Annotated in this window: 13 protein-coding genes and 2 pseudogenes; 8 read left to right on the forward strand and 7 right to left on the reverse strand. The window is 69.9% G+C overall.

The genetic code is table 11. The features are described 5' to 3' along the window. On the forward strand, positions 1 to 1,319 hold a 1,319-nt coding region (locus tag R2S09_RS38450; protein ID WP_316745832.1), incomplete at its 5' end, for an FAD-dependent monooxygenase. Between the two features lie 449 nt (positions 1,320 to 1,768). Next, a pseudogene (locus R2S09_RS38455) lies at positions 1,769 to 1,957 on the forward strand (transposase); the annotation flags it as partial. A gap of 623 nt (positions 1,958 to 2,580) precedes the next feature. Here the strand turns inward: R2S09_RS38455 and R2S09_RS38460 are convergent. From R2S09_RS38460 to R2S09_RS38485, 5 genes are all read right to left on the reverse strand, one after another. Next, complete coding sequence (locus R2S09_RS38460; protein ID WP_316745850.1) at positions 2,581 to 2,796, reverse strand: hypothetical protein; 216 nt, start codon at positions 2,794 to 2,796, stop codon at positions 2,581 to 2,583. A 27-nt stretch (positions 2,797 to 2,823) separates the two neighbouring features. Continuing rightward, positions 2,824 to 3,183 (reverse strand): hypothetical protein, encoded by a 360-nt coding sequence (locus tag R2S09_RS38465; RefSeq protein ID WP_316745833.1) that lies wholly within the window; start codon positions 3,181 to 3,183, stop codon positions 2,824 to 2,826. 184 nt (positions 3,184 to 3,367) lie between these two features. Further along, complete coding sequence (locus R2S09_RS38470) at positions 3,368 to 4,015, reverse strand: IS5 family transposase (protein ID WP_316745835.1); 648 nt, start codon at positions 4,013 to 4,015, stop codon at positions 3,368 to 3,370. Positions 4,016 to 4,252: 237 nt separating this feature from the next. Then, positions 4,253 to 4,483 carry a response regulator transcription factor gene (locus tag R2S09_RS38475; protein WP_306192969.1) on the reverse strand — a complete coding sequence of 77 codons (231 nt, stop codon included), beginning with the start codon at positions 4,481 to 4,483 and terminating at the stop codon, positions 4,253 to 4,255. A 681-nt stretch (positions 4,484 to 5,164) separates the two neighbouring features. After that, positions 5,165 to 5,482: a hypothetical protein gene (locus R2S09_RS38485; protein ID WP_316745838.1), complete on the reverse strand. Its 318-nt coding sequence runs from the start codon at positions 5,480 to 5,482 to the stop codon at positions 5,165 to 5,167. Positions 5,483 to 5,582: 100 nt separating this feature from the next. Here R2S09_RS38485 and R2S09_RS38490 point away from each other — a divergent pair, with 100 nt between their 5' ends. After that, the gene (locus R2S09_RS38490) at positions 5,583 to 6,326 is read left to right on the forward strand and encodes a 4'-phosphopantetheinyl transferase superfamily protein (RefSeq protein ID WP_316745840.1); all 744 of its coding nucleotides are present in this window, start codon (positions 5,583 to 5,585) and stop codon (positions 6,324 to 6,326) included. 117 nt (positions 6,327 to 6,443) lie between these two features. Here R2S09_RS38490 and sbnA read toward each other — a convergent pair whose 3' ends face one another. After that, the gene (gene sbnA, locus R2S09_RS38495) at positions 6,444 to 7,550 is read right to left on the reverse strand and encodes a 2,3-diaminopropionate biosynthesis protein SbnA (RefSeq protein ID WP_316745842.1); all 1,107 of its coding nucleotides are present in this window, start codon (positions 7,548 to 7,550) and stop codon (positions 6,444 to 6,446) included. Positions 7,551 to 7,903: 353 nt separating this feature from the next. Here sbnA and R2S09_RS38500 point away from each other — a divergent pair, with 353 nt between their 5' ends. The 5 genes and pseudogenes from R2S09_RS38500 to R2S09_RS38520 all read left to right on the forward strand — a co-directional run. Continuing rightward, the gene (locus R2S09_RS38500) at positions 7,904 to 10,597 is read left to right on the forward strand and encodes a Pls/PosA family non-ribosomal peptide synthetase (protein ID WP_316745844.1); all 2,694 of its coding nucleotides are present in this window, start codon (positions 7,904 to 7,906) and stop codon (positions 10,595 to 10,597) included. A 64-nt stretch (positions 10,598 to 10,661) separates the two neighbouring features. Further along, positions 10,662 to 13,202 carry an amino acid adenylation domain-containing protein gene (locus tag R2S09_RS38505; protein ID WP_316745846.1) on the forward strand — a complete coding sequence of 847 codons (2,541 nt, stop codon included), beginning with the start codon at positions 10,662 to 10,664 and terminating at the stop codon, positions 13,200 to 13,202. A 59-nt stretch (positions 13,203 to 13,261) separates the two neighbouring features. Next, the gene (locus R2S09_RS38510) at positions 13,262 to 14,287 is read left to right on the forward strand and encodes a TauD/TfdA family dioxygenase (protein ID WP_306192958.1); all 1,026 of its coding nucleotides are present in this window, start codon (positions 13,262 to 13,264) and stop codon (positions 14,285 to 14,287) included. A gap of 35 nt (positions 14,288 to 14,322) precedes the next feature. Next, on the forward strand, positions 14,323 to 15,390 hold the full coding sequence (sbnB, locus tag R2S09_RS38515) for a 2,3-diaminopropionate biosynthesis protein SbnB (protein ID WP_316745849.1): 1,068 nt from the start codon (positions 14,323 to 14,325) through the stop codon (positions 15,388 to 15,390). 394 nt (positions 15,391 to 15,784) lie between these two features. Continuing rightward, positions 15,785 to 15,999: pseudogene (locus R2S09_RS38520) on the forward strand (IS1380 family transposase); the annotation flags it as partial. A 699-nt stretch (positions 16,000 to 16,698) separates the two neighbouring features. Here R2S09_RS38520 and R2S09_RS38525 read toward each other — a convergent pair. Next, positions 16,699 to 16,929 (reverse strand): YncE family protein (locus R2S09_RS38525; protein ID WP_399145627.1); only part of this gene is annotated, 231 nt, incomplete at its 5' end.

Consider the following 16,929-nt stretch of genomic DNA (forward strand, 5'->3'; position numbering starts at 1 on the left):
ACCAGGGTGCCGTAGCCGCGGTACGGCCACCGGGCCGTGCAGCCAGAACGGTGCACGCCATGAAGATCGTGTGCGTCGGCGGTGGACCGGGCGCGTTGTACTTCGCGATCGCGGCCAAGCGCCGCGATGCCGGCCATGACATCACCGTCATCGAACGCGACCCGCCGGGGGCCACCTACGGCTGGGGCGTGGGGTATGGGGACGACCTGCTCGACCACCTCTACCGCAACGACCCCGACAGCGCCCAGGCGGTGCGTGCGGCCTCGGCCCTGTGGCAGGACCAGGAGGTCCGTCGCGGGGAACAGACCGCGTATCTGGGCCGGTACGGCTACAGCATCGCCCGTGCCACCCTGCTCGACATCCTCACCCGACGCGCGACCGAGCTGGGGGTGGATGTCCAGCACCGCCGCAAGGTCGACGACCTGGCCGAGCTCGCCGGCGCCGACTTGATCGTCGCCTGTGACGGGGCCAACAGCCGGGTGCGCCAGTTGCACGGCGACCACTTCGGCACCCGTCTGGAAGCCGGCCGCAATCCCTACATATGGCTGGGCACCGACAAGGTGTTCCCTCGCTTCACCTTCGCTTTCGAACCGACCCCGGCCGGGTGGATCTGGTTTTACGCCTATCCCTCGAGCGCGGAAGTCAGCACCTGCGTCGTCGAATGTGCCCCGGAGACCTGGCGGGGGCTGGGACTCAATACGCTCGACACCGCCGACGGTGTGCGGTTGTTGGAACAGATCTTCGTCTCCGCTCTGGACGGCCACGCGCTGCTTGGCCGGTCCCGGGGGGAGCCGGCACGCTGGCAGAACTTCACCGAGGTACGCAACGCCACCTGGTGCCACGACAACGTGGTGCTGCTGGGGGACGCCGCCCACACCACCCACTACACCCTGGGCTCGGGGACCCGGCTGGCGCTGCTGGATGCGATCGAGCTCGCGCACAGCCTGTACACGGAGGCAGAGCTGTCTGCCGCTTTGCAGGCCTACGACAAGCGCCGCCGGGCCGCGCTCCATCCCGTGCAGGCCGCGGCCCGCACGAGCATGGCCTGGTTCGAGCATCTCGACCATCACCTTGAGCAGGATCTGGCGGACTTCGCCTACGCGATGTCGGTACGGCAGGGGGCTCAGGCGCCGTGGCACTACCAGTTGCACAGGGCCACCCAGGTCCCGGTACTGCGCCGGGTACGGCGGGAAGCCAACAGGGGTCTGCGGAGGTATCTGGCGCTGCGGCGCGGGGAGACGGCCCTCGGCGCGGGCGGCGCCACCAGGGGGGCCACGACCACGGCAGCCCTGGCGGCACCGGCGGGGCACCGGCAGTGACGGCACCGGACAGGGCAGCCACGGCAACCTGGACCACCGAACTTGTCGAGCCGTGATTCCTCATTCTCCTGGCGATTTTTCGGCCGGGCCGACTCGATGCAGGATCCCGAAGGCCACGAACCCCACCGCGGTGTTTTTCCTCATGCCTCGCGATGCGGCCGCCCGGCGCAGGACGAAACTTCACCAGTCCGTGTGCCGGGCGGAAAACCCTGCGTCCCGGAAAGAAAAACCCCATGAGCACTCACCGCTGCACACATCACCCGGTGCCCGCGGCGGCCGCACCTGCCCGGGGCTTGCCACCGAGACCGCCCGGGCCGGCACCCTGTCCCGGTTCTTGCACACCGCCCTCTTTTGTACAGCGCCCTGGCTGCCACCGCCGTCGTCTTGACCCTGGCCCCCGCAACGGCACTAGAGCGTGTCTCCTTGATGGGTGGGCCGGTTGATCGGATGTGTCTGTCCGGTTGGTGGTCACTGATGCGATCGGGGACGGGATCGAGCCGCTGATGCCGCCCGGTCCCGTCCGTGGACGACGGTGGGCCGACCATCGCCGAACCCTGGAAGCCGTCGTGTGGACGTACCGGACCTGCTCGCCCTGGCGCGATCCGTCAGAGGAGCTCGGGCCCTTTCAGAGCGCGCACACAGACGGGCCCGACCCACGCCGAGACCATGATCCGCTGGGTCGTGATCGGCGTTATGGTCCGCCGGCCGGCCCGAGGATGCCCGGCTACGCGTCCAGGTCTTCGCCCCTTGGCGTCGCACCGCTGCGGAGTGGAACCAGAGCCGTAGGCGGTGATCGCTGCGTGGAGTGTGTCGTAGACCTTCATGAAGCCGTTGCCGCTGTCGCGGACCGCCGGCCTGCGTGGCAGGCAGCGGGGCTGGTCGCCGAGCCCGTCACCTGGCGCGACGGGGCGGCCCCGTGGCCCCGGCAAGGGAAGACAGAGCGCTCTCAGGTCCACGGCCCCGACTCGGTCGGCATTCATCTGCACGGTCTGAATGAGGTCGAACTCCTCGTTGTCCTCCACCGCGGCGGGTGGGCCGACATCGACTGCTTCGTCGATGCCGGCGACGCCGGTGTTGTCCCTGCTCCGTCGGTAGTCTCCGCTCAGGCGTTCGCCTGCCTGCTCGACGCCTGCATCACTGGCGTCTTCGGCATCAGCTATGACGTCGAGCAGAGAGCAGACGTCAAACGCGGTCTCAGATCCGCCTGCATGGAGGCCGGCATGCCGAGCAGGCCTCAGATTGCGGTTGAGCTGCTGCGGGCCTACTCGGCGAAGTCCCGCCAGAAGCCGACAGTCGCTCGCGGATTCCGGTTTTCGTGGTGCTCGTGCCCGTCTTCGAACTCATGGCTGATGTACTCGGCCAGGTCTTCGCCGTAGTAGATGATGTCCGTGTCCCAGATCGACAGAACCGGGTGCCCGTGGGTTTTGCGACCTGCAGGGAGGAACCGGTGTGCGTAGAGAGGCACCAGTTGCGGCACTGCCGCCGGATGGTTCTTTGCCGCGGTTCACCCCGCCGTGGATATCGGCGGGGTGAACCCCCCCCACGGGGTGTGCCAGCGGCCATGCTCGACCGCGTTCAGCACCCCGTCCGTCGGCCACGCGAGATGGGGAGCGGAGGCTCGGGGTTGCCGGTGCGCCAGTTGGGCCAGGGGGTTGTCCCAAGTGGCTCCTTCTTCCGGCGGCGAGCTGACCGGCAGCCCGGCGGACGGGAAGGCGCGGTGGTCGTCGGAGAATCGGAAGCCGTAGGTCGCCTCAATGCGATCGAAGTCGTCGTCGCTGAGCCCGGCTTGTGTGGTGCAGCACTCGCTCTGCCGCAGGCGGTGGGCTGCGTCCGCCTCGAGTCGAGCCGCATTGATGTCGGTCATCGCGTGGCAGTAGCGCTTTCGCCGTCCGGACTCAGCTGGGATTTGTCGGGTTGCAGCGGGGGGCGTCGACCCGGACGATCTGCGGGGTGAGCTCGGGTGAGTCTGCGGACCATGATGCCGATCACCGCCCAGCGGATCATGGTCTCTGGCCGGGCTGGAGTGCTGAACCTGGAAACCGCGCTGGTCAGGGGTCTTGGGGGACGATCGTCGGCTCGCGGCCGAGAGCCTCGCCGGCCCGGTCGGCCAGGCGGCCGGTGAAGCCCTGGTCGGCCCGGGTCTTGCGGATGCCCGGGTGGTCCAGGCGGGTCCACGACAGTGGGTGCCCGGCTCCGTCGCGGTCCTGGATGTTCGCTGCCACGACGTGGACCGCGAGGAGCGGGCCGGGGGTGTCCGTGACAATGAACCGCTTACGGCCCTTGGGTTTCTTGCCCGCGTCGAAGTCCCCCGTGGCGGCCGGGACGGTGTCGGTGGTGCGGACCGGCTGCGAGTCGATCAATCCGGTGCTGGGCTCGGCGTGGCGGCCGTCGGCCTCACGGGCCTGGCTCCGTAGGGCGTCGTGGACCCGTTCGGCTGTGCCGTCGTCGTGCCACCGGGTGCAGTACCAGTACACGGTCTGCCAGGGGGTGAAGTCCTTCGGCGACTGCCGCCAAGCGCACCCGGTCCGAACGATGTAGAAGATCGCATCGACGATCCGGCGCCGCGGATGCTTCTCGCGCCGCCCGCTCTTCGGCCCCACCCGTGCCGGCGGCAGCAACGATTCGGCCAACGCCCCCTGTTGGTCCGTCAGGTCCGACGGACAGCCCCCACCAGCCACATCAGACTCAGCGATCATCCAGCCCGCGTGACACGGAAGATCTCAGGCGCGGTCTCAGGGATGCCGTCAAAACGCGGAGAGGAAGCGGCGGTGAGACTGGAGGGCACCTGAACGGTCAGGGTCGGGATCGAAAGGACAGCAGCTTCTGACCGCAAAGCGGCGGCGACGTCCGGCGTCCGGTCCGCGGACTGCGCCGGCCCTCCACCGCCGCCGGCGTGCGCGGTCTCGACGGGGAGCCGGTCGCGGTCGCCTGGGTCACAGGCCCAGGGCGATGGCCACGCGGGTCAGTTCGGCGGTGTTGGTGATGTTGAGCTTGGCCCGGATACGGCGCAGGTAGGCGTCCACCGTGTGGGTGGACAGGCCCATGTGGCGGGCGGTCTGGAGGTAGGTGCGGCCGGCGGCGATGTGCCGGAGGGTCTCGCGCTCGCGCGGAGCCAGCGCGGGGGCGGGGGCTTCGATGTGCGCAATGGCGAGGGTGGCGCTCATGGTGCTGTCCTCCGACGAGGGATCCGACCGTTTAGGGCGATTTGCCCTTGTTTCTCCACATTGCTTGTCGGACGTCATGGCCGTGTCCGCCGACTGTCACAGGCGCGTTACAGGGAAAGGCGGAAGGGTTCGGAGAGGCCGTGACTCCATCGATCAGGAGGACGGTTCTGATCGAACACGGTCCGTGGCCGGGTGATCCCGGCCGGGTGGACAGGTGGCGGGAGCACGGCCTGGTCAAGGAGTTCCACGACGGGCTGCGCGGCCGGGCCGCGGGGCCGAGGGCCGGGATCAGGAGCCGATCAGGAGCCAACCGCGGCGGTCATCGACTTGCAGTCGGTTTGAGGGCGCCGCCTCGGTGCCCGCCGCTTCACGCGGCTATGACGGCGGCGAGAAGATCAACGGAAGGTGCCGGCATGTCGTCACGGACTTCCTGGGCCTGCTGCCGATGGTGCTGGGGTGTGCCGCCGACGTCACCGACCGCCGGCGGCCCGCGCCATGCTGGCCCGCCTGCGGCCGCGGTGTCGGTGACAGCCGCAGCCCCGTCGGGCGAGAACCTGGGCGCTCTCTGCGCGCAGTGCCTCGGTGCCTGCCTGATCGACCAGGACGACGACGTTCCTGCGGTTCGGCGCTGCGCACGGCGGCACGACCGGGCTGTTGTCACAGCCCGGTCGCTGCTGCGCCTCACTTTCGCCCGGCTTTGACGGCGGCGAGTCGGGACAGCGGCGCGAGGTGGGGGCGGCCGTGTTCCGTTTCCAGGTGACCGAGCTTGGCCATGAGGACCTCGGCGATGAGCGGATCCGCCGCGTGATCGCTGCGGCTCCGCGTGCCAGGGATCGTTTCCTGATCGCGCTGCCGGCGTGTACGGGGCTGCGGATCGGGAAGGCGCTGGGCCTGCACCGCGGCGACACGCAGCTGCCGGCCTTTGCCCGCGCTGTGGGCTGCGGCGTCGAGGGTCCGTGCGGACCACTTCTCGTCATGGCGATGACCTCGGTGGTCCACGACTGCGTCCGGACCACCAGGCCGTGGGAACCGAAGGCCGTACCGTGGGGCAACCGGAACCGCACCCCGAACTCGTTTGAGTTCGTATCCTGCCAGGGTGATGGCTGGTGCGCTGTGGCACCCGACGGAGCTGCGGGACGGGGGGTGGGAGCGGCCGCTGATGGCGTCGGGGACGGCGGGGCGGCCCTGGTTGTGGCTGGTGCGGGCGGAGGCCTTCAGGCCGGTGGCGGCGCGTCTGGCCTCTTCGGTCCTGGACGGGACCGAGACGGAGCGTGCGGCGGCGCTGAGGGAGTCCCGGGACAGGGACGCGTATCTGAGCGGGCACGTGGCCGTGCGCCTGCTGCTGGGTGCCTACCTCGGCGTCCCGCCCGTCGACGTTCCGCTGGAGCGGCTGCCGTGTCCGCAGTGCGGGGAGCCGCACGGGCGTCCTGCGGTGCGTGGCGATCCCGTGCATTTCTCGCTGTCCCACAGCGGGGGGCTGTGTCTGTTGGCCTTCGCGGCGACGCCGGTGGGCGTGGACGTCGAGACGGTCCCCGGCCTCGCGGTGGCCGATGAGGTCGGGGCCTGCTTGCATCCGCGGGAGAGCGCCGAGTTGAGCGAGCTGCGGACGGTGGACAGGCCGGCGGCGTTCGCTCGGGTCTGGGCGCGCAAGGAGGCCTATCTCAAAGGGCTGGGCACGGGGCTGGGACGCGCCATGTCACTGGACTACCTGGGGGCCCGCAGGAGCGCACCGGCCACTGTGCGGGGATGGACGATCAGGGATGTGGCCGTGGACGACGGATACGCCGCCGCGGCCGCGGTTCGGCGCCCAGGTGCCGTGCTCGAGGGCCGTCGGCCTCGGTGACGACGGTGGCCGGGCCGGGCGCGGGCCGTGGCGGGGAGCGAGCTGTCCGGCGTGGTCCGGCGGGCTGACGCACACCGTCCGCGCCTTGTCGCCCTGCGTGGCTACCGCACCGGCCGCTCAGCGGCGCTGCCGCTCCGGGCCGCCGCCGGCGGCACGCAGCTGTCTGCCATCGGCCTGCCGTCCCTCGCCGGTGAAGGGCGCATCGGGGAATTCCCGGTACGGTCTGGTCGCGGTCCGTCCTTCGCCCCCTGTGGGGGCGGCAGCGCCTTCGAGTACGTCGTCCCCGTAGAGGTCCTGTACCCAGTTGGTGTGGTAGACGGTTTCGAGGTAGCGCTCGCCGAGGTCGGGGGCGATGGCCACGGCGGTCGGCTGCCGGCGGGGTGCCGGCTGCTGGGCGAGCCAGCGGGTGGCGCCGCTGACGACCGTGCCGGTGGAGCCTCCGAAGAGGAAGCCGCGGCGGGCGAGCTGGTGGCAGGTGCGGATGGTGTCGGCTTCGCTGATGTGTATCACCTCGTCCACGTAAGAGTCGTCCAGCAGCGGTGGACGCACGCTCGTACCCAGGCCGGGGATCATGCGCCGGCCTGGAGTGTCCTTGAAGGTGACAGAGCCCTCGGTGTCGATGGCGACGATGTGCACCGGCCTGTGCCACTCGCGGAAGTAGCGTGCGCAGCCCATGAGCGTGCCCGTGGTACCGGCTCCGACGAAGAGAACGTCGAGGCCGGGGAAGTGGCGGGCGATGGCCGGGGCGGTGGTGCGGTAGTGGGCCATGTGGTTGTTGGGGTTGGTGTACTGGTTGAGCCACACGTACCGGTCGTCCGACGCACACAGTGCGCGGACGTGGTCGATGCGCGCGCCGAGCAGGCCGCCCTGCCGGGCGGGCTCGGTGACGATGTGGACCTGGCTGCCGAGCGCTTCCATGAGCAGCCGGGTGGGCAGGTTGCAGCGGGTGTCGGTCACGCACACGAACCCGTAGCCCTTGCTGGCCGCGATCATGCTCAGGGCCACCCCGAGGTTGCCGGAGGAGGACTCGACGAGGATCGCGCCGTCGGTGAGCAGACCGTCGCGTTCGGCGGCCTCGACCATGGCGGCGGCAGCCTTGAGCTTGATCGAGCCGGCGAAGTTGAACCCTTCACATTTGAGGAACAACTGGTGCCTGGTGATCGCCTCCAGGTCGATGTAGAGGTCGTTCTCGTTGAATTCCTGAGGGGCGGATATGACCGGCACGGTCTCCTCCTGATCTGTGGGTGAACCGTTTCCACCAGTACGCGGGATCACCCCTGGTTCCGTCATGCCACCGGAATTCGGGGCTTGACAACGGCCGGGCTCGCGCGTAGCGGCACGGATTCCTGGGATTCGAGGAGGGGCCTGCGCGCTCGGTGCCTTCCACCGGTGCTTGTCCCGGCGCGTACCGCCACCAATGCGTGGTGTCAAGTTACGAGATTCAGCGGCGTGACGAAGTCGTGCCGGCCGGGCGTACTGGTGGGGCGGGCGTCAGGAATCCGCCGCGAAAGGCTCTGGCGCCTTTGCGGGTGGCAGAAGCCCGCCGCCACCACCACACCGACGACATCGGAGCTCACATGGCAGGGAATTCCTCCCGTACATGGACGGCCGGCCCGCCCCGCCCCTCCATGTGCCCCGACGGCAGCGCAGAGCCTGACGCCGCCACCGCCGGGTCGCCGGCCGCCACCGCACGGCTGCTGGCCGGGGTGCTGGCCGACGTCCTGCGCGTGGAACACGTGTCGGCCGACAGTCACTTCTTCGACGACCTGGGCGCGGATTCGATGGTGATGGCCCAGTTCTGTGCGCGGGTCAGGAAGCGGGCGGACCTGCCGTCCGTGTCGATGAAGGACGTCTACCGGCATTCCACGGTCGAGACTCTCGCCGCCGCGCTGACCGGGCCCGAAGCCATGGCCTCCGCATCCGCTGCCACCGGTGCGGCGACCGCGGGCACCGGACTTGCGACCGGCGTGTCGACCCCCACGGTGCCTGCGACACCCCTGTCCATGCCCCATCAGCCGTCCGTCCGGGCCTTCGGGCCGGTGCCGGCCACGAACGCCGCACAGACCTCGCACGGGGCCGCAGCACGAGCCGGCACGCGTCAGTACGTGCTGTGCGGACTGCTGCAGTTGCTGTTTTTCCTCGGGTACTGCTACCTGGCCGCGTCGGCAGCGACACGGGGCTACGCATGGATCGGCGACGGCTCCGCCCTCGCCGATCGCTACCTGCGTTCCGTGCTGGCCGGCGGTGCCGGATTCATCGGCCTGTGCACGGTGCCGATCGTGGCCAAATGGACGCTCATCGGCCGCTTCACGCCCCGTCAGTTCCCCGTGTGGAGCCTCACCTACCTGCGCTGGTGGATCGTCAAAACCCTGATCCGGACCAGCCCCGTCCGCCTGTTCACGGCGTCGCCGCTGTTCGTGCTGTATCTGCGTGCGCTGGGCGCGAAAATCGGTCGCGATGTTGCGATCTTTTCCACGCATATTCCTGTGTGTACGGATCTGCTCACCATCGGAGACGGGGCGGTCATACGCAAGGACTCTCTGTTCTCCTGTCACCGCGCCCATGCCGGCCTCATCCAGACCGGTCCGGTCACTCTCGGCAAGGACGTTGTCGTCGGTGAACAGACGGTCCTGGACATCCATACCTCCATGGGCGACGCGTCCCAGCTCGGTCATGCCTCGTCCTTGTATGCCGGGCAGGCCGTGCCCGCCGGGGAGCGTTGGCACGGTTCACCGGCCGAGCCCACCGGCACAGACTTCCGCAGTACGCACGCCGCCGACTGCTCCGCCACGAGAAAGATCCGCTACGCCCTGGGGCAGCTGCTGGCCCTGCTGCTCGTGTATCTGCCCCTGGCCACGGGCGGCGCGGCCCTGCTGGCCGCCGCGGTACCGCCGCTGAAGGCACCCCTCGATGCCGGGGCGTGGCCGCACGCCGGCCCGGTGTTGTGTCTGGGCGCGCTGGCCACCTCCTTCACGCTGTTCTTCGGCGCCGCGCTCGCCGGGCTCGCCCTCCAGGGCGTGCTGCCGCGCCTGCTCGACAGGGCGATCAAGCCCGACACGGTCTACCCGCTCTACGGCTTCCATTACGGTCTGCAGCGGGCGATCGCCCTTCTGACCAACCGGAAGTTCTTCACCACGATATTCGGGGACAGCTCCGCGATCGTTCACTACCTGCGCTACCTCGGCTACCACCTGTGCCATGTCACACAGACCGGCTCGAATTTCGGCACGGAACTCAAGCACGACAGTCCGTTCCTTACCTCGGTGGGCAGCAACACGATGGTCGCCGACGGCCTGTCGGTCATCAACGCCGACTTCTCCAACACGTCGTTCCGCCTCTGCCGTGCCTCGATCGGAGCGCGAAGTTTCCTCGGGAACCGCATCGCCTATCCGGCACAGGCCCGGACGGGCGACAACTGCCTGCTGGCCACGAAGGTCATGGTGCCCATCGACGGAGAGATACGGGAGGGCGTCGGTCTGCTGGGTTCGCCTCCTTTCACCATTCCGCGCACCGTGATGCGGGACGCCCGGTTGAACCACCTGGCGGGCGGCAGCGAACTGCGCCACCGCCTCGTCCGAAAGAACCGGCACAACGCCGTGACCGCGGTGCTGTATCTGCTGGCGCGGTGGTTCCACGTCTTCGTCGTCACCCTGCTGACGCTGGGAGCCGGAAGCCTCTACCCCTCCCTGGGCGCATCGGCGATTGCCCTGTCCATGGTCGGTGGCCTCGTCTTCAGCGTCTGCTACTTCACCCTGATCGAGCGGGCCGCCACGGGATTCGCGGCACAACGGCCGCTGACCTGCTCCATCTACGAGCCGTCCTTCTGGCGGCACGAACGCTTCTGGAAGATGGCGGCGGTCGATCACGCCCAGATGTTCAGCGGGACCCCGTTCAAGAACGTGGTTCTGCGGTTGCAGGGCGCCCGGATCGGCAAGCGGGTCTTCGACGACGGCTCCTTCTTCCCCGAACGGACGCTGGTGACGATCGGGGACGACTGCACCCTCAATGCGGGCACGGTGGTCCAGTGCCACTCGCAGGAGGACGGCGCCTTCAAGTCCGACCGCACCACGATCGGTGCCGACTGCACGCTCGGTGTCGGCGCATTCGTCCACTACGGCGTCGCCCTGGCCGACCACGTCGACCTGGCCTGCGACTCCTTCCTCATGAAGGGCGAACACGTCCCCTCGCAGGCCCGGTGGGGCGGAAACCCGGCCCGTCAGCTGCCCGACAACACCCTGCGCCCACCCGTCTCCCTGACAGGCCGCATCTGAGGCCGTGCCGCACGCACCCCGCCACACCAGACCACATCAGCACTCGAACCAAGGACAGATCCCGATGGCACTCGACACTCCCGCCGCCCGAGGCTTCTGGCACGGCATCCTGACGGAGTCCGGCGGCCGCACGCCCCTTCCGCACTGGACCCGCGAGCCGGTCGCCGGACTGGCCGAGCACCACGCACCGATCCCCGTCGGTGACGCGGCAGCCGTGCGCCGGCTGGCAGACGACCTGGCCGTGCCGTTGAGTACCGTGCTGCTGGCGGCGCACGTCAAAGTGCTGGCCGCGCTGACCGGTGAAAGCGCCGCCACCATCGGCCTGTCCGGGCTCGCCCCCGGCCGGCCGCTGCCGTGCCGGCTGACGACGGCACCCCGTTCCTGGCGGGCCCTGCTGGCGCACACCCACGAGGCCGTCTCGCAGGTGCTCGTGCACCGGGACTACCCGGTCGACGACCTCAGGCGCGAACTCGGCCTTCCCGAGCCGCCGTACGAAACCGCACTCGATGCCACCGGCTCCGGCGACGCCCCCGCCGCAGACAGCAGCGCCCCGGCCACCGACGCAGTGCTGCGGATGGGCATTGCGCACCACGACGACGGCGGGCTCACCCTGCGGGCGCGCTACCGCACCGATGTCCTCGACGCCGACAGCGCTGCCCGCATCGTCGGCTACCATCTCACCGCGCTCGCCCTGATCGTCACCGACCCGGCCGCGGAGCACGGCCGGCAGAGCCTGCTGTCCGCCGAGGAACGGCGCTTCCAGCTCCAAGGGCTCGCCGGGCCTCACCGCAGCCTGCCCGACGCCGGGGCCCATGAGCTGTTCGAGCAGCGCGTACGGCACGACCCGCACGCGGTCGCAGCGGTGCACCGCAACCGGCAGTGGACCTACCGGGAGCTCAATGCCCGTGCCAACCGGCTGGCCCGCGCCCTGCTGGCGCGAGGACTCGACCGCGAAGGCGTCGTCGCGGTGGTGATGGACAGAAACCTGGACTGGCCGGCCGCCGTGCTGGCCGTCTTCAAGGCCGGAGGCGTCTACCTGCCCATCGAGCCGCAGCTGCCTGCCGAACGCGTCAAGGCCATGCTCACCGCTTCGCGGTGCACGCTGGTGCTCACCGGACCGACCGCCCCCGCCACCCTCCGGACGGCCCTCGCGTCCCTGCCCACCGTGCGGACGCTGCACACCGACACCGCCGACGAGGAGGGCCACGCCGACGACGACCTCGGTATCGCCGTGGCAGCCGACCAGCTGGCCTACATCTACTTCACCTCCGGCTCCACCGGCAGGCCCAAAGGCGCCATGTGCGAACACGGGGGCATGCTCAACCACCTCCACGCCAAGATCGACGACCTGGAGATCGCCGAAGGACAGGTGGTCGCCCAGACCGCGCCCCAGTGCTTCGACATCTCGCTGTGGCAACTGCTCGCCGCGCTCCTGGCCGGGGGACGGACCCTTCTGGTCGAGCAGAACGTGATCCTCGACGTCCGGCAGTTCCTCGACACCATCGCCCGCGAACGGGTCTGCGTCCTCCAGGTCGTTCCGTCGTACCTGGAAGTCGTCCTCACATACCTGGAGCAGCACCCGCGCGACCTGCCGGACCTGCGGTACGTGTCGGTCACCGGCGAGGCGCTGAAGAGGGAGCTCGCCCAGCGCTGGTTCGCCGCCCAGCCCCACGTCAAACTGGTCAACGCCTACGGACTGACCGAGACCTCCGACGACACCAACCACGAGATCATGGACCGTCCACCGGACGGCGACCGGGTCCCGCTGGGCCGGCCGGTCAACAACGTGCACCTCTACGTCGTCGACGAGCGCCTGAACCCGGTGCCGCTCGGCGCGCCGGGCGTGATCGCCTTCTCCGGGATCTGCGTCGGCCGCGGCTACGTCAACGACCCCGAGCGCACCCGGCCCGCCTACCTGAGCGATCCCCACCGTCCAGGCCGGCGCCTCTACCTGAGCGGCGACTTCGGCCGCTGGCGGCCCGACGGCAAGCTGGAGTTCCTGGGCCGTCGCGACACCCAGGTCAAGATCCGCGGCTTCCGCATCGAGACCGGCGAGATCGAGAACACCCTGCTGCAGGTGCCCGGCGTCCGCGACAGCGCCGTGGTGGTCGCCGAACGACCCGACCACAGCACACACCTGGTGGCCTTCTACACCTCCCCGCGCCCCCTGCACACCGACGTCCTGCTGGACCGGCTGAGCACCGTACTGCCCCCGTACATGGTCCCTTCGGCCGTCCACCGGTGCGCGCACCTCCCGCTGACCGCCAACGGCAAGGCAGACCGCAAAGCCCTGACGGCCCTGGCCACCCAGCTGCTTCATGCCGCGAAGGACGACGTCGAAGCGCCCGCTACACCCACCGAACGGCGGCTGGCCGCCGCATGGGCCGGCGCCCTCGACGTCCCGCAGGACCGGATCGGACGCCACGACCACTTCTTCGACCTGGGCGGCACCTCGCTGTCGGCCGTGAAACTCGCCATCAGCCTGGACCGCCTGGTGTCCCTTGCGGACATCACCCGCCACCCCGTCCTCACGGACCTGGCCCGGCTCCTGGAGAAGCAGGAGCTTGGCCGGCAGCCGTCAACCACACGACAGGCCTCAGCCTGACCTCGTCCGACTTCCCCCACCCACGGAACATCCCCCCAACCACGCAAAGGACACGAAAGATGTCACTCCCCGCCTCCACCCTCCCCACGCCCATGCCGGGGACGGAACTCGACGTGCGCCCCGGCAAACCCCCCGTCCTGCACACCAGCGCCCACGCCCGCGGGAACGCGCCCGGCTGGGCGGCCGAGCACCGCCACGCCGTCCGCAGGCTCGTCACCGAACACGGCGCGCTCCTCATCCGCGGCCTCGCTCTGCAGGAGACCGGCCAGGCCGGAGCCGTCCTTTACCACCTGGCTCCCGGCCTGATGACCGAGAGGGAGGCCTTCGCGCCCCGCCGCACCCGCGCGCCGGGCCTCTACTCCTCCACCACCTGGCCGGCCAACCAGCCCATGTGCATGCACCACGAACTCAGCTACACCCACGCGCCCCCCGGCCTGCTGCTGCTGGCCTGCCTGGCCGCGCCCCGCACCGGCGGAGCCACCGCTCTCGCCGACGCCACCGCCGTCCTCGACGCGCTGCCGCCCGAGCTGGTCCAGCGGTTCGAAGAGGAGGGCTGGCTGCTCACACGCACCTACCACGACGAGATCGGGGCCTCCTGGGCGGAGTCGTTCGGCACCGACGACCCGGCTGCTGTCGAGGACTACTGCCGCGCCCACAGCATCGAGTTCGGCTGGCTGCCCGACGGAGGCCTGCACACCCGCCAGCGCCGCCGCGCCGTGGTGCGCCACCCGGTCTCCGGCCGACGCTGCTGGTTCAACCAGATCGCGTTCCTCAACGAGTGGACGATGGCCCCCGAGGTGCGGGAGTACCTCATCGACGTCCACGGCCCCGACCGTCTGCCCTTCACCACGCGCTTCGGCAACGGCGATCCGATCGGCGAGGACGTCGTCCAGCTGATCAACACGGTGTACGAGAGGCACACCGTCCGCGAGCCGTGGCAGGACGGCGACCTGATGCTCGTCGACAACGTCCGCATGGCACACAACAGGGAGCCCTTCGAACCACCGCGTGACGTCGTTGTCGCCATGGCCGAACCGCTGCACCTGGCCCCCCGCCCGCCGGCCTTCGACGACAACGCCCGATGACCACGCCCCCCTTCCTGCGCCAAGGAGTCCGCACCATGCCCCAGTCCGCGATGCCCCAGCCGAGCACGACACCACCGCAGGCCGCGGTGCCACCGTTCGCCGTGATCCCCGGTGCCCAGGTCCAGCACACGCTGCGGGGCCGAGAACGGCAGATCGTCGATCTCGTCGAGTCGACCTACCGGCTGCACGCAGCCGGGGACTCGGTCAATCCGCCGTCGTACTTCCTGCGCTTCCCCGACCGGCCGACGGCGCGGATCATCGCGCTGCCCGCGTCGATCGGCGGGCAGGTACGAGTGGACGGCCTGAAGTGGATCTCCAGCTTCCCCGACAACGTGTCCTGCGGCATCCCGCGAGCCTCGGCCGTGCTCATCCTCAACGACCACGACACCGGCTATCCGCTCGCCTGCCTGGAGAGCTCCATCATCAGCGCGAGCCGAACGGCCGCGATGGCCGCGTCGGCGGCCGACTGGCTCAGCCGCCACCGCCGACGCCCCACCCGCGTCGGATTCTTCGGAACCGGCCTGATCGCCCGCTACATCCACGCCTTTCTGACCGCGACCGGCTGGAACTTCGACCAGATCGGCATCCACGACGTGTCCCCCGACCACGCTGCCGGCTTCCACAGCTACCTGGAACACACCGATGCGGCCCCACGGATCACGACGCACCACAGCCCGGAGCAGCTGATCCGCTCCAGCGACCTGGTGGTCTTCGCCACCGTCGCCGGCCGGCCGCACGTCACCGACCCCGCATGGTTGGACCACAACCCCTTGGTGCTGCACGTGTCGCTGCGCGACCTCGCCCCCGACATCGTGCTCGCATCGGCGAACATCGTCGACGACGTCGACCACTGCCTCAAGGCCGACACCTCACCACACCTGACCGAACAGCTCACCGGCAACAGGGACTTTCTCACCGGAACGCTAAACGACGTCATGACCGGCCGGGTGGCGCTCCCGGAGGACCGGCCCGTGGTCTTCTCGCCCTTCGGCCTCGGAGTCCTCGACCTCGCCGTCGGCAAACACGTCTACGACGAGGTGGCCCGCGCCGGGCATCTGCACGTCGTAGAGGACTTCTTCCATGAACTGAGCCGCTACGGATGAGCGGCCGGGCGGCCCGGCCCCCGCCGGTTCGCACAGGCAGGCCCGTCCGGTACCGAGGGCCCGGTCCGGGCAGGTCCGACCCGGCCCGGGCCCGATGCCCTCGAGGAGGCGCTCGTCGCGTCTGTGTGCGGACCGGTCCGCCCCGGTCGCTTCATGGCCGGCCACCCGGAAACGACACAAACAGGGTGTGGGCGAACGCGGGTTGACCCGGGCACGGTGTGCCTCGTGCGTCCGGTCCGTTGGTGCGTGTCCCTGCGGGCGGACGCCGGTCGGCAGGACCGCGCGAGCGGGCTGCCGGGGAGGGAACCTCGCGTCGCCCGGGCGCGAGGCGGTCGGCCCGTGGCCGGGTGCGGCCGGTCTTCGACCGGCCTTTCCGGGCCGGCTGGCACGGCTGATCGCACTCGACCTGCTGGCCTGGATGCCCATGCTCGCCCTGACCGGCCGGCCCGGCTCCGGCAGCCCCGCCGCCTTGCGGTTCCGCCTGTCTCCGCGGCCGCCCGGCTCATCACCACCGGCCGGCGCCGCATCCTCCGCCTCATCCGCCGCCGGCCCCGGCCCGGCGAGATCACACGCGCCTTCGAACGGCTTGTTCTCCTGCCGAACTCCGGCATGACACGGCAGCTTTCCGTCCCTGCGAGCAGCGCCACCCCGCCCGGAGCAGGGGAACCCGGCGCCCACCCGAGGTGTCACTCGGGTCCCCGACATGCCCGCCATCAGCCGCGGAAAGCGAAACGGTCCACCGACTCCGTCGACGGACCGTCATGCGAGATCGAGGTTGGCTCGTACGCGGGTGGACAGATGAGGCTGTACGCCGGCAGCACACCGCGGGTTTTCAAGACGGACACCACGCAGTGGGCGACACCTGCCCCGGCCTTGCCTACACACAGCCCGGCGGGTTCTGGGGGCCTGTGCAGCCCTCGCTCGGCGATTCCGCCGTGGCCTTCGTTGTCTGAGGCGTTGCCTCGGCGCTCGTCACGCCCACCGTTCCGGCGAGCAGCGCAGCAACGAAGAACGCACCGAGGAGGTGCCGGATGCGCTTCCGGGTGCTTGCCATCATGATGATCTCCCTTGACATGAGGTGGATTGCTCCCTGTTTGTCGGTTTAGTGCTCCAGCTTGGTCTGCAGCCGGACCCCTGTCAACCACTATGTTTTCCCTGGTCAACGGCCTGGAGGTGGTGGGGTGCAGTGGGGCGGAGGCGGTGACCCCAGCAGCGGGCCCCAGCCATGCCCGCCCGGCGACCAACAGCCGAAAACCGCCGTCCCACCGCGACCGGCTCCACTTCGCCACCCCGGGCGAAAAGGGGAGGCTAGAACTTGATCACCGACACCGAGGCCGAGCCGGCATTGGCCGCATAGGCCCGGCGTCCGTCCGGGGAGACCGCCACCCACACCGGGTAACCGCCGACTTGGATGGGGTTGCCCACGGTGCGGTTGGTGGCGGTGTCGATCACCGACACCGAATCAGGGCTGGCATTGGCCGTGTAGGCCCGGCGTCCGTCCTGGGAGACCGCCACCCCGACGGGCTTCTTGCCGACACC

It is taken from the genome of Streptomyces sp. MK7 (assembly GCF_032658145.1).
Taxonomy (GTDB): Bacteria; Actinomycetota; Actinomycetes; order Streptomycetales; family Streptomycetaceae; genus Streptomyces; species Streptomyces spiralis.